The sequence below is a fragment of the Mammaliicoccus sp. FSL K6-3158 genome (assembly GCF_038005105.1).
Classification (GTDB): Bacteria; Bacillota; Bacilli; order Staphylococcales; family Staphylococcaceae; genus Mammaliicoccus; species Mammaliicoccus sciuri.
The window spans coordinates 1,715,563-1,728,727 of record NZ_JBBOSL010000001.1 but is presented as its reverse complement, the minus strand read 5'-3'; the positions used below and the strand labels follow the sequence as shown (position 1 = coordinate 1,728,727).

At 32.8% G+C, this 13,165-nt stretch carries 13 protein-coding genes; 11 read left to right on the top strand and 2 right to left on the bottom strand.

Going from position 1 to position 13,165, the window contains the following annotated elements; translation table 11 throughout:
* Positions 1 to 4 precede the first annotated feature (4 nt).
* The 6 genes from ffh (at position 5) to rplS (ending at position 3,849) form a co-directional block, all read left to right on the top strand.
* Positions 5 to 1,369, top strand: coding sequence for a signal recognition particle protein (gene ffh, locus MHH94_RS08585; protein WP_049319125.1), 1,365 nt, complete (start codon positions 5 to 7; stop codon positions 1,367 to 1,369).
* A gap of 192 nt (positions 1,370 to 1,561) precedes the next feature.
* Entirely contained in the window at positions 1,562 to 1,837 is a 276-nt protein-coding gene (rpsP, locus tag MHH94_RS08580; RefSeq protein ID WP_016910739.1) for a 30S ribosomal protein S16, read from the top strand.
* A gap of 16 nt (positions 1,838 to 1,853) precedes the next feature.
* A complete protein-coding gene (locus MHH94_RS08575) occupies positions 1,854 to 2,081 on the top strand; it encodes a KH domain-containing protein (RefSeq protein WP_025905305.1) in 228 nt (75 codons plus the stop codon).
* A 66-nt stretch (positions 2,082 to 2,147) separates the two neighbouring features.
* Positions 2,148 to 2,648: a ribosome maturation factor RimM gene (gene rimM / locus MHH94_RS08570; protein WP_058591375.1), complete on the top strand. Its 501-nt coding sequence runs from the start codon at positions 2,148 to 2,150 to the stop codon at positions 2,646 to 2,648.
* Entirely contained in the window at positions 2,648 to 3,370 is a 723-nt protein-coding gene (gene trmD / locus MHH94_RS08565; protein WP_058591376.1) for a tRNA (guanosine(37)-N1)-methyltransferase TrmD, read from the top strand. Before rimM ends, trmD begins: the two co-directional genes overlap by 1 nt.
* 128 nt (positions 3,371 to 3,498) lie before the next feature.
* Positions 3,499 to 3,849, top strand: a complete 351-nt coding sequence (gene rplS / locus MHH94_RS08560; protein WP_025905308.1) for a 50S ribosomal protein L19 — start codon at positions 3,499 to 3,501, stop codon at positions 3,847 to 3,849.
* A gap of 143 nt (positions 3,850 to 3,992) precedes the next feature.
* Here the strand turns inward: rplS and MHH94_RS08555 are convergent, their stop codons facing one another.
* The gene (locus MHH94_RS08555; RefSeq protein ID WP_340840637.1) at positions 3,993 to 6,593 is read right to left on the bottom strand and encodes a YfhO family protein; all 2,601 of its coding nucleotides are present in this window, start codon (positions 6,591 to 6,593) and stop codon (positions 3,993 to 3,995) included.
* Positions 6,594 to 6,611: 18 nt separating this feature from the next.
* Complete coding sequence (locus MHH94_RS08550) at positions 6,612 to 7,541, bottom strand: glycosyltransferase family 2 protein (protein WP_078355704.1); 930 nt, start codon at positions 7,539 to 7,541, stop codon at positions 6,612 to 6,614.
* A 72-nt stretch (positions 7,542 to 7,613) separates the two neighbouring features.
* Here MHH94_RS08550 and ylqF point away from each other — a divergent pair, with 72 nt between their 5' ends.
* The 5 genes from ylqF to dprA all read left to right on the top strand — a co-directional run bounded on the left by ylqF (position 7,614) and on the right by dprA (position 13,084).
* The gene (gene ylqF, locus MHH94_RS08545) at positions 7,614 to 8,498 is read left to right on the top strand and encodes a ribosome biogenesis GTPase YlqF (RefSeq protein ID WP_025905311.1); all 885 of its coding nucleotides are present in this window, start codon (positions 7,614 to 7,616) and stop codon (positions 8,496 to 8,498) included.
* Positions 8,479 to 9,255, top strand: a complete 777-nt coding sequence (locus tag MHH94_RS08540) for a ribonuclease HII (RefSeq protein ID WP_078355705.1) — start codon at positions 8,479 to 8,481, stop codon at positions 9,253 to 9,255. Before ylqF ends, MHH94_RS08540 begins: the two co-directional genes overlap by 20 nt.
* Positions 9,256 to 9,359: 104 nt before the next feature.
* Entirely contained in the window at positions 9,360 to 10,526 is a 1,167-nt protein-coding gene (gene sucC, locus MHH94_RS08535) for an ADP-forming succinate--CoA ligase subunit beta (RefSeq protein ID WP_025905313.1), read from the top strand.
* 17 nt (positions 10,527 to 10,543) lie between these two features.
* Complete coding sequence (gene sucD / locus MHH94_RS08530; RefSeq protein ID WP_025905314.1) at positions 10,544 to 11,452, top strand: succinate--CoA ligase subunit alpha; 909 nt, start codon at positions 10,544 to 10,546, stop codon at positions 11,450 to 11,452.
* Between the two features lie 177 nt (positions 11,453 to 11,629).
* The gene (gene dprA, locus MHH94_RS08525) at positions 11,630 to 13,084 is read left to right on the top strand and encodes a DNA-processing protein DprA (protein ID WP_106417620.1); all 1,455 of its coding nucleotides are present in this window, start codon (positions 11,630 to 11,632) and stop codon (positions 13,082 to 13,084) included.
* Positions 13,085 to 13,165: the final 81 nt, after the last annotated feature.

The window sequence follows — 13,165 nt, the reverse complement described above, 5'->3', positions numbered from 1 at the left end:
ATTTATGGCATTTGAAGGGTTATCCGAAAGACTTCAAGCCACGATGCAACGCATCAAAGGTAAGGGTAAAGTTACAGAGCAAGATATTAAAGCAATGATGCGTGAAGTACGATTAGCATTATTAGAAGCAGACGTTAACTTTAAAGTTGTTAAATCTTTTGTAAACACAGTATCTGAGCGTGCGTTAGGTGCAGATGTTATGCAATCTTTAACACCTGGACAACAAGTCATCAAGATTGTTCAAGATGAATTAACAACTTTAATGGGTGGAGAAAATAGTAAAATTAACATGAGCAGTAAACCACCTACTGTTGTGATGATGGTCGGTTTACAAGGTGCAGGTAAAACAACAACTGCAGGTAAATTAGCATTATTAATGAGAAAAAAATATAACAAAAAGCCATTACTTGTCGCATGTGATATTTATAGACCAGCTGCGATTCAACAGTTACAAACGGTTGGTAAGCAAATTGATATACCTGTATATACTGAAGGCGATCAAGTAAGTCCAAAACAAATTACTGAGAATGCGTTGAAATATGCACGTGAAGAACATTTAGACTTTGTTATTATCGATACAGCAGGTCGTCTGCATATTGATGAAGCATTAATGAATGAGCTTGTAGACGTTAAAGAAGTATCTAAACCAGATGAAATTATGCTTGTTGTAGACTCTATGACAGGTCAAGATGCTGTAAATGTTGCAGAATCATTTGATAATACATTAGATGTAACAGGTGTAACATTAACTAAATTAGATGGTGACACACGTGGTGGTGCAGCACTTTCGATCCGTTCTGTTACTGAAAAGCCAATTAAATTTATTGGTATGAGTGAAAAGCTAGATGGACTTGAATTGTTCCATCCAGAACGTATGGCATCTAGAATTTTAGGTATGGGTGACGTATTAAGTTTAATTGAAAAAGCCCAACAAGGTGTCGATGAAGAAAAAGCTAAAGAATTAGAAAAGAAAATGAGAACATCTTCATTTACGTTTGATGATTTCTTAGAACAATTAGAACAAGTTAAAGGTTTAGGTTCGTTAGATGATCTGATGAATATGATTCCAGGTGCTAACAAAATGAAAGGCATGAAAAATGCTAACATGGATCCTAAACAAATCGATAATGTTCAAGCGATTATCCGTTCTATGACTTTAGAAGAAAGAAATAATCCTGACATTTTAAATGTTTCTAGAAAACGTCGTATTGCTAAAGGTTCAGGTCGTTCTTTACAAGAAGTAAATAGATTGATCAAGCAATTTGGCGATATGAAGAAAATGATGAAACAATTTACAGGTAGCAATAAAAAAGGTAAAAAAGGTAAGCGAGGCGGAAATCCATTCCAAGGAATGAACTTACCGTTCTAATAGAAGTATGATACAACTTTAATATAGAGCAAAGTTATGGCAGCAATCTTTAAGGGATAATGCCAGCTTTGCTCTCTTATTTTGTATGAAATTTAAATTGGTAAAGAGAAAACACTTTACAAACAATTTATATCCTGTTATAGTATTTACTTGTAGAAAAGAAATTATAAATGAGTAAGGAGTTTTTTAAACATGGCAGTTAAAATTCGTTTAACACGTAAAGGGTCAAAAAGAAACCCATTTTATCGTATAGTAGTAGCAGATGCACGTTCTCCACGTGATGGTCGTATTATCGAACCAATCGGTACTTACAATCCAGTTGCTAAACCAGAAGCAGAAATCAAAGTTGACGAAGAGTTAGCTTTAAAATGGTTAGCTGACGGTGCAAAACCTACTGATACAGTTCGTGATATCTTATCAACTCAAGGTATCATGGAGAAATTCCATAATTCTAAACTTTCTAAGTAGTAAAGCGTAGATTATATTGGAAAAATTAATACAAACAATTATAGTACCGCTCGTAGATTATCCGGAGAACATCAATATATCTAAAGATGAACAAGATTCTAGCATTACGTTCAATATAGACGTTCATGAAGAAGACATTGGCAGAATTATTGGTAAGAAGGGCAGAATGATTAAAGCAATTCGTACAATTGTGTCTGGTTCAATGAACGAGCAAGGCAAGAAAGTGTTTGTAGAAGTTAATTAAGAGTACCTAATTGGTGCTCTTTTTTAATGTTAATAATTAATGAAACAGTTGAGGAGGCACAGCTCAATGAATGTTGAAATAGGCAAAATTGTTAATACACATGGTATTAAAGGTGAAGTGAAAGTATTATCAGATTCTGACTTTACCGATGAACGATTTCATAAAGGTCAACTTATTACAGTTAAGAAAAATAATGAATCATTTTCATTTACTATAGCATCACATAGAATGCACAAGAATTTTCATCTTTTAACGTTTGAAGGTATTCATAACATTAATGATATCGAACATTTAAAAGGTTCTAAAATTTACCAAGAACAATTAAATGAAGCGATTGAACTTGAAGAAAATGAATATTATTATTCAGATATTATTGGTTGTACAGTGTTCGTTGATGAAGAAGCGTTAGGTAGAGTAATCGAAATAATGGAGACAGGTGCTAACGATGTATGGGTCGTTAAGGGAGATAAAGAATATTTAATTCCTTATATTGAAGATGTTGTTAAACATGTTGATGTTGATCTGAAGACTATTAAAATTGAACCGTTAGAAGGTTTATTAGACTGATGAAGATTGATTATTTAACACTGTTTCCAGAAATGTATGAAGGTGTACTCAATCATTCCATAATGAAACGAGCACAAGATAAAGAAATTGTTCAATTTAATACAGTGAATTTTAGAGATTTTGCGAATAATAAACATTCACAAGTTGATGATTATCCTTATGGTGGTGGACAAGGTATGGTCCTTAAGCCAGAACCTGTATTCAATGCGCTTCAATCATTAGATAAAGATGAAAACACGCGTGTGATTTTAATGTGTCCACAAGGTGATCCATTCACACAAGCGAAAGCGGAGTCTTTATCAGAAAGTGATCATATTATTTTTATTTGTGGTCATTATGAAGGATATGATGAGCGAATTAGAGAACATTGTGTAACCGATGAAATATCAATTGGAGACTTTGTATTAACGGGTGGCGAACTTGCGAGCATGACAATGACAGATGCAATCGTAAGACTATTACCAGGTGTTCTTGGCAATCAAGTATCACATGAAGATGATTCATTTTCATCTGGATTATTAGAACATCCTCAGTACACTAGACCAGCAGATTATGAAGGCTTAAAGGTACCAGATGTATTATTATCTGGGAATCATGCAAACATTGAAAAGTGGAGACATGAACAATCATTGTTAAGAACACAACAGAGAAGACCAGATTTGTTAGAAAGTTATCCATTAACAGAAGCGGATAAACGTTTCTTAAATGATAACAAAAAATAGATTGAATCAACTTGTACAATGTGATATATTAATATAAGTGTGTGAGCACAAATTCACTATGATCCGCTGCTAGCATTTATATGAAACAATTACATTGGGCAAGAACATAGTCAGAAGGAGAGAATATAATGAGTAATAATAAGTTAATCGAAGCAGTAACAAAAGACCAATTACGTACGGATATTCCAACATTCCGTGCTGGTGACACTTTAACTGTACACGTACGTATCGTTGAAGGTAGCCGCGAACGTATCCAAGTGTTCGAAGGTGTAGTTATTAAACGTCGTGGTGGCGGAATTTCTGAAACGTTTACAGTTCGTAAAATTTCTTACGGTGTTGGTGTTGAGCGTACATTCCCTGTACACACTCCAAAAATCGAGAAAATCGAAGTTAAACGTCGCGGTAAAGTACGTCGTGCGAAACTTTACTACTTACGTAGCCTACGTGGTAAAGCTGCTCGTATTAAAGAAATTAGATAATATAAACCTCGGCATTGCTTGCTAAGCGTTTAAGTGATTGGGACATATATCCCGATACAAAATAAATAAGCATATCACTGAACTGATTACTCAGTTGCTGGTGATATGCTTATTTTTTATTGACTAATAAGGGTCGAATATATTTAAGTTTGCAGCTTCCTATTCACTTTTCTTGTGAAGACGATACTTAAAATAATTGAAACAAATGAAACCAAAATCATCGTTTTAAAATAGGGTGGTTGATAAGTGATTTCTATATCTTTGTCTTGTTGTTCTACATCAATACCTGACATAATGTGATTGACTTTGTGAATGGCTTTGTCTTTACCGTCTACTTTAGCCTTTAAGCCTTCTCTATACGGTATATTGATGACTGCTGTTCCTTTTTTGTGTTCTTTTAAAGATATATTAATTTTCCCGTTTTTTTCATGGTAAGTATAACGTTTCTCTTTATGAGCTTGCTTCAACGTTTGATAATTTTCACCATATAAACCTTGTAATTGTAATTTATACCTCCCATTCGTTAATGAGATAAATATTTTACCATCTTTAGGTACTGGCACACGATAAAGTAAATCATCTTGATTCATGCGATATTTTGAATCTTGGAAGAGACGATTATTTGGATAATCATTTACTTGAATTGTATAGTTTGATTGAGGTAATTCCCGTTCTAAATGTAACATTAAATATAAATCTTGATATTGATTCGTTAACTTTTTAGGTAGCTGAATCGTTAAACCATCTCCATTTCGAGGCACGGTCAACATATTGTGTTGATAATCGGCATCACGTGTTGTAATGGTAGTTTGATTTAAAAGATTCGGTGCTTTGTTTATTTCTGAATTAACTTTATCTTTATCTGTTGTAACAACACCTTTAATCATGGCATGTTCAAGATCTAACGGTTTATGAATATTATTGGCATCATAATATTGATCGGTTACTTTAACTGCAGGTAACGGTTGCTCGTTTTCTAATATTTGATATTTGCCATCGTCTTGAATCAATTTAAAGTTTGCTGGCGATGATTTTTGATATGATTTCTTCATTATATACTTTGTTGACCAAAGGCTGTATAAGTTTGATCTATCTTGCATATCGCTATAACGACTTAACGATTCATTTTGTAGATTAACTTTTGCATCTTCAAAAAGATATTGATTTAAACCGCCATCAAAAATACTAGAGTATAAACTAAGACCTTTAAAATGTTGATACATAGGTGTATTGTCTTGTGTTAATACGCGCCATCCTAATCTTTCATCAGGATTCAATTGTTGATTAAAATGTGATACATGACTTCGTTGTAAACCACTATCAAACGTACTTGCTTGAATAAAGAATTTATTTGCACGTCTTTCATGATCTTCGTGATAGATTTGGTTCTTACTATGATCTTTTGAGACTAAGAAAGAAGTTAACAAAATCATTGTCGCAAATACAAGTGTTAATAAACGTGTAAAACGCTTTATGGTTAATACGAGCAATCCTATTACAAATAGAATAGGTACCATCCAAATCCAACTGACATAATCTTTAGTTACGTAATAACTTGAAAAAATGATAATAAAACCTGGTATGGCGGTGATGATATATTGCTTGATGCTAATCGATTTAAAGTAATATACGTAACTCGCAATTAAACCACTAGAGAAGAACGTTAATAAATAATGCCATCTTTTTTGTGGTGCAGAAAAGCCATTAAAAATACTATCTACATAAGGTATAAAGCTTGCAATCATTAAAATAATCGTAAAAATGCTAAATAATCTATAATAATAATGTTTGCAAAGCTTTATTGTTAAAAGCGCCTGAATGGCTATAAAAAGTACTACAATTAAATAATTGTCATAGAATATATTGTCATGTTTATTAAAGTTAGACAGTAATGGAATCGTTCCATTATAAATTGCACGATTATTCCCAATGAAACTATGGGCAGAGTGGAAGAAAATAAATAAACTACTTCCAAGACCAAGTATACTCGCTACTACAAGTAATTTAAGTTGTTGTATTCTTGGTACGATATCAGCCTTATGTTGAAAAATAAATCGATAGAAAAAGTAAATGAGTCCTGTTAAAAACTGATAGTATGCGAAATAAAAGTTATTGATAAACGTTAGGGCAACGATTACGATAAACATGCCAATCTTTTTATCTTTTAAAAATCTTTCAATACTGAATAATAATAATGGTAATAGCATAAAGACATCGCTAAAGAATGGCCAATATACAGTAAACCTAAAATAAATAGGAGAAACTGCAAATAGAAAAGCTGCAACTATTGAAGCAGTTCGATTTAAGCCAATCTTCTTAACATATAAAAAGGTAAAACTCATAATTAAAAATGACTTTACGATTGATATGACAATGGCATTCTGAGCCCAAAATAACATATGATCCGTATTAAAATGGAAGATAAATGAGGCTAACCAAACAAAAATGACATTGATAATGAACAAAATATTCGTAGAGAAGTAATAGGACAAATCCATAAACATATCTCCACCAAGACCTAAATCAGTTGAATAGAAAAATGTTCCATGTGTCCAATGTTCATATAAATACATTTGAATTGGTAACATTTGTTCGATACCATCATTTGGTCCAGTAAAGATAATACCATCTTTAAAATAGCGATAAAGTATATAAGTATGACCTAAAATGGCTAAAACACCGAAAAGCAAAATGTATTTGTAAATAGCGTTGTTATAAAAAAATTTTTTTATTTTATTTATCATTTGATTCACCTATATGTGTTATTCGTGAGATTTAAGGTTTGTTTGTTGAATAATATATTTTGGTCTATCTTTTGTTTCATAATAAATACGACCAATGTATTCACCTATAACACCTAAACTAAATAATTGAAGACCACCTAGGAATAAAATGGCGGAAATAATTGTGAAATAACCGGGTTCTTCGATGCCATGTATCATAATATTTATAAATGTAATTAAAATATATAGAAGACAGATAAACATTGTAATACCACCAAAATAAAAGCATAGTCGAAGCGGTTTATTATTAAAACTAACGATACCATCAATTGCGTAATCGATTAATTTAAAGTTGGAATATTTAGAACGTCCTTGATTTCTATCTAGATGATCATATGTAATAGTTGTCTTATTAAAACCAACCCATTCAAATATACCTTTAGAGAATCGGTTATACTCTGTCATTTTAATGATAGACTCAACAACTTCTTTAGATATTAATCGAAAGTCACCTTCACCACTTTTTAACTTAACATCAATCATATTTCTAGATAATTTATAGAATATTTTAGCTGGAATTCTCTTGAAAAATGACTCTTTGTCGCGATTGCGTAATGCGACAACTTGTTGATAGCCTTCAAGATGTAATTCAATCATTTGTGGGATTATCTCGGGTGGATGTTGAAGGTCTGAATCCATAATAATAACAGCATCGCCTATACTGTGTTCAAGTCCACAATACATAGCAGATTCTTTGCCGAAATTTTTAGAGAAAGATATGTATTTAACTTGATTGTCTTTTTCTGATAGTGATTGAATTAAATTCAAAGAAGCATCTGTAGAACCATCATCAACAAAAATGATTTCGAATTGATGCGGCAAATTTAAAAAGACGTTTGATACTTTTTCATGTAAAATAGAGATGTTAGTTTCCTCATTATAAAGAGGAACTATAATTGAAATAAACATAACAAACCTCCTATATAGATATGGTTAATATATCATATTTCGATAGTTTAAGATAAGAAAGGATAAATATAAATGACAATTCAATGGTTTCCAGGTCATATGGCCAAAGCGAGACGCGAAGTAACAGAACAATTAAAAATGGTAGATGTGGTATTCGAATTAGTCGATGCACGTATTCCGCTATCTTCAAGAAATCCGATGATTGATGACATTGTTAAACAAAAACCTCGTGTTGTAATACTTAATAAAAAAGACATGTCAAAACAAAGTGAGACAGATAAATGGACACAATACTTTAAAAATCAAGGCTTTTTCCCAGTTCAAATTGATTCGAAACATGGTAAACATTTAGGTGAGCTTATGAAAGCTGCACAAGCTGCCACTAAAGAAAAATTTGATAGAGAAAAACGTAAAGGTCTTCGTCCGAGAGCAATCAGAGCTATGATAGTTGGTATTCCGAATGTAGGTAAATCCACACTTATCAATAAATTAGCCAAAAAATCAATTGCTAAAACAGGTAATACACCAGGTGTGACGAAAAAACAACAATGGATTAAAGTAGGAAAAGAATTAGAATTGTTAGATACACCAGGTATTTTATGGCCGAAATTTGAAGACCAAACGATTGGTAAAAAGCTGAGTTTAACAGGGGCAATTAAAGACAGTATTGTACATTTAGATGAAGTTGCGATATATGGATTAAACTTTTTAATCGATCATGATCCAGAAAAATTAAAACAATTTTATCAAATTGAATTACCTGAAGACGGTGACGTCATTGGTTTGTTTGATCAAATTGGTAAAAGAAGAGGTATGTTAAAACGTGGTAACGAAGTAGATTATGAGTCTGTCACGGAGTTAATCATTAGAGATTTACGTAATGCTAAAATTGGTCATTACTGCTTCGATATATATGAAGAAATGAAGGATGGCATGCATGAAACAGAAGAGCATTAAAGAAATTGTTGAAGAGATTAAACAATATTTAACGATTCAAGAAGTTGAAGCATCACCTTATAACGAAGATGAACGTAAAGGTGTTCAAAGTGCATTAAGTAAGCGAATCAAGCAGTTAGAAAAAATAGAACAACTTCATGATAAATATATTCAAATGAATCAATATGAAAAACAAGTATTAGACTTAAACAAAGATGCTGTTATTTGTGGGATTGATGAGGTAGGGAGAGGTCCACTTGCAGGCCCGGTCGTAGCAAGTGCGGTTATTCTTGAACAAAACCATCAATATTTAGGCATTACAGATTCAAAAGCTTTATCACAAGCTAAACGTTCTTATTTCGAACAAGAAATATATAATCGTGCACGTGCAGTAGGTATTGGCATTGCAACGGTAGAAGAAATTGATGAACTCAATATATATGAAGCAACAAAGGTAGCGATGCAGCGAGCAATAGACCAATTGTTAATCAAACCAGACCACTTATTAATAGATGCGATGAAGTTAGATAATGACATTCCACAAACATCTATTATTAAAGGAGACTTAAATAGTGTCTCAATAGCAGCAGCGAGTGTGATTGCTAAAGAATATCGTGATAAATTAATGTCTCAATACCATATTGATTATCCTGGATATGATTTTGATAAAAACAAAGGATATGGAACAAAAGCACATTTAGAAGGGCTCGAAAATTATGGTATTACAACGATACACCGTAAAACTTTTGAACCTATCAAATCAAAAGTGAAATATTAGTCTAACAATTCGTAAAATTGGACTCTCCTTGTTTACAATAACGCTTACATTTTCTATAATTGAGAAGTAAGCAAACATTATTGTATGTATTAGGAGGATGGAGAATGAATATCCATGAGTATCAAGGTAAAGAGATTTTTCGCTCTATGGGCGTAGCTGTACCTAATGGTTCAGTGGCTTTTTCACCTGCTGAAGCAGTAGAAAAAGCGAAAGAATTAGATTCAAATGTATATGTTGTTAAAGCGCAAATCCATGCTGGCGGACGTGGTAAAGCTGGTGGCGTTAAAATTGCTAAATCAATTGATGAAGTACGTGAATATGCTAAAGAATTATTAGGCAAAGTACTTGTTACACATCAAACTGGCCCTGAAGGTAAAGAAGTAAAACGTCTTCTTATCGAAGAAGGATGCGATATTCAAAAAGAATATTACATTGGGTTCGTTATCGATAGAGCTACAGACAGAATTACTTTAATGGCTTCAGAAGAAGGCGGAACTGAAATTGAAGAAGTTGCAGCAGCAACTCCTGAAAAAATCTTCAAAGAAGTAATTGATCCTGTTACTGGATTAATGCCATACCAAGCTAGAAGAATAGCATTTAATATTAACATCCCTAAAGAATCAGTTAACAAAGCTGTTAAATTAATGATGTCTTTATATAATGTGTTTGTAGAAAAAGACTGCTCAATTGTTGAAATTAACCCACTTGTTACAACAGGAAGTGGTGAAGTATTAGCACTTGATGCAAAAGTAAACTTCGATGATAACGCTTTATTCAGACATAAAGATATCGTTGAAATGCGCGATTTAGAAGAAGAAGACGAAAAAGAAATTGAAGCTTCTAAATACGACTTATCTTATATCGCACTTGATGGAAACATCGGTTGTATGGTAAACGGAGCTGGCTTAGCTATGGCTACGATGGATACAATTAATCACTTTGGCGGTAATCCGGCTAACTTCCTTGACGTTGGGGGCGGCGCAACAAAAGAAAAAGTTACTGAAGCATTCAAAATCATCTTAGGTGATTCACAAGTTGAAGGTATCTTTGTAAATATCTTTGGTGGAATCATGAAATGTGATGTCATTGCTGAAGGTATCGTAGCTGCTGCTAAAGAAGTTGAATTAGACATGCCTTTAGTTGTAAGACTTGAAGGTACTAATGTTGAACAAGGTAAACAAATCTTAAAAGAATCTGGTTTAGCAATCGAGCCAGCATCTATCATGGCTGATGGTGCTCAAAAAATTGTTAAATTAGTTCAAGAACGATAAGAAAGGCGGAGAGTTACGTGAGTGTATACATCGATAAAAATACAAAAGTATTAGTTCAAGGTATTACGGGTGCAACAGCACTTTTCCATACTAAACAAATGCTAGAATACGGTACTCAAATCGTTGCTGGGGTAACACCTGGTAAAGGTGGGCAAGTGGTTGAAGGTGTACCAGTATTTAACACTATAGAAGAAGCAGTCGCTGAAACTGGCGCAACTGTTTCAGTTATATATGTACCAGCTCCATTTGCAGCTGATGCGATTATTGAAAGTGCAGATGCTGAATTAGACTTAGCTATTTGTATCACAGAACATATTCCTGTTATTGATATGATTAAAGTTAAGAGATACTTAGAAGGTAAGAAAACACGCTTAGTAGGACCAAACTGTCCTGGTGTGATCACTGCAGATGAATGTAAAATTGGTATTATGCCTGGTTACATCCATAAAAAAGGTCACGTAGGCGTAGTTTCACGTTCAGGTACATTAACATATGAAGCGGTTCATCAATTAACTCAAGCAGGTATCGGTCAAACGACAGCTGTTGGTATTGGTGGAGACCCAGTTAATGGTACAGACTTCATTGATGTATTAAAAGCATTTAATGAAGACGACGAAACATATGCAGTTGTTATGATTGGTGAAATCGGTGGTACTGCTGAAGAAGAAGCAGCTGAATGGATTAAAGCTAACATGACAAAACCAGTAGTAGGATTCATTGGTGGTCAAACAGCACCTCCAGGAAAACGTATGGGTCATGCTGGTGCAATCATTTCAGGTGGTAAAGGTACTGCATCTGAAAAAATCAAAACTTTAAATGACTGTGGTATTGATACAGCAGATACACCATCTGTTATCGCTGAAACACTTATAAACCGTATTAAAAAAGAAGACGGTTTATACGAAAAATGTCTAACAGTTAAATAATAACCATATATATAAGTACAGTGTCTTTCTTCAATAGAAAAGCACTGTGCTTATTTGGTGTTTAAATTTATATAGCCGCTAATGAACTAAATTTTAGTTTGTTAGTGGTTTTTTCGTGGACAATATTAAATGCATAAACTATAATATATGTAAAATATTAACAAACAGGAGTGAGGCATGAATCACAACTATGAAATAGCATATGTAAATGCACTAACATCAAGATTAAGTGAAGACTGTCATGATTCTGAAATCATGAATAAGTTTAAAGGTTATGAAGGCGAACAACTAGTAGAAAATCTACTAAAGCAACAACATCAAATTGTGTTTAGTCATAATCTTGAATTTGTATCTTCAAATGCAGTACAAATAGATTTTTTAATCATACATAATAGTCAAATAAGTATATTAGAAGTTAAACACTACTATGGTGATTTCGAAATCTATGACAACTATATAAAGAGTTCTTATAATAAACGTTACACATCACCATTTGTACAATTATACAAAGCTAAAAATACCCTCCAATCAATACTTCAAGAAATAAATCTAAATCTACCAATACATCACTATTTAGTATTTTCAAATCCCACATTTACACTAAGAAACCACATACCAAACCGCTCGCAAGTACTATTACGCTCAGAATTTTATAAATTTCCAAATATAAGAAACCAAAACAAGATCGTTAGCCGCCCGCCAAAAAATAGAAAAAATCTACATTATAAGAGGTGTATATTTATGAATGATTATCAACAATCAATTTTAAAATTAGTTTACAGTGGTTTTACGACTAATCAAATTCACAAGATGATTCGTTATGATTCTGAGTTAAATTTTCTTTCATATAGAACTACGTTTATTGATTTTGTACATAAAAGTGGTTTAAAAGAGAGAACAATATTAACGATGTATCACAAATATAATGATAGTAATATAGATAAAATACGTGCTTCATTAGAGAAAAGAAATATTCAAATGGTATTTTCTGATGAGGATTGTTATCCAACTTTACTAAAGGAAATTTACGATTATCCACTTGTACTTTTTGGAATGGGTAATATGTCGTTATTGCAAAATAAACAAAAATTGGCTATAGTCGGTTCAAGGAAGGCTACACAATATTCAGAACAAATTTGTGATGCTATCGTGCCAGAACTGGTTAAGTCGCATATTACGATTGTTTCTGGTATGGCGATGGGTGCAGATTATTTTGCGCATTTAAAAGCGATAGAGTATAGTGGTCAAACTATAGGTGTTGCTGCATTTGGTTTAGATTATCATTATCCTAAAGCGACACAATATATAAGTGAACTGATGCGTAAAGATCACCTCGTCATATCTGAGTATTATCCAACAACGAAAGTTCAAAAATGGCGTTTTCCAGAAAGAAATCGTATTATTAGTGGATTGTCACAAGGTGTATTAGTCACTGAAGCAAATGAACGGAGTGGTTCTTTAATCACGATAGACTTGGCATTGGAACAAAATAGAAATGTTTATTGTTGCCCGGGCACGATTTTTCAATCTTTAAGCAAAGGTGGCAATAATAGAATAAAAGAAGGTGCTAAGCTCGTACAAAATGCTCAAGATATCATTGAGGATTATTGTATATTTACTGAACAAAAATAAATTTTATAAAATGTTTTAATTGACAAAGCTGAATTTATCAGTTTATCATTTACATTTGTAATCAATAGAATAGCAAGGGGG

Coding starts and splice junctions, on each gene's coding strand:
- ffh (WP_049319125.1), top strand. CDS start 5: ATGGCATTTGAAGGGTTATCCGAAAGACTTCAAGCCACGATGCAACGC.
- rpsP (WP_016910739.1), top strand. CDS start 1,562: ATGGCAGTTAAAATTCGTTTAACACGTAAAGGGTCAAAAAGAAACCCA.
- rimM (WP_058591375.1), top strand. CDS start 2,148: ATGAATGTTGAAATAGGCAAAATTGTTAATACACATGGTATTAAAGGT.
- trmD (WP_058591376.1), top strand. CDS start 2,648: ATGAAGATTGATTATTTAACACTGTTTCCAGAAATGTATGAAGGTGTA.
- rplS (WP_025905308.1), top strand. CDS start 3,499: ATGAGTAATAATAAGTTAATCGAAGCAGTAACAAAAGACCAATTACGT.
- MHH94_RS08555 (WP_340840637.1), bottom strand. CDS start 6,593: ATGATAAATAAAATAAAAAAATTTTTTTATAACAACGCTATTTACAAA.
- MHH94_RS08550 (WP_078355704.1), bottom strand. CDS start 7,541: ATGTTTATTTCAATTATAGTTCCTCTTTATAATGAGGAAACTAACATC.
- ylqF (WP_025905311.1), top strand. CDS start 7,614: ATGACAATTCAATGGTTTCCAGGTCATATGGCCAAAGCGAGACGCGAA.
- MHH94_RS08540 (WP_078355705.1), top strand. CDS start 8,479: ATGAAACAGAAGAGCATTAAAGAAATTGTTGAAGAGATTAAACAATAT.
- sucC (WP_025905313.1), top strand. CDS start 9,360: ATGAATATCCATGAGTATCAAGGTAAAGAGATTTTTCGCTCTATGGGC.
- dprA (WP_106417620.1), top strand. CDS start 11,630: ATGAATCACAACTATGAAATAGCATATGTAAATGCACTAACATCAAGA.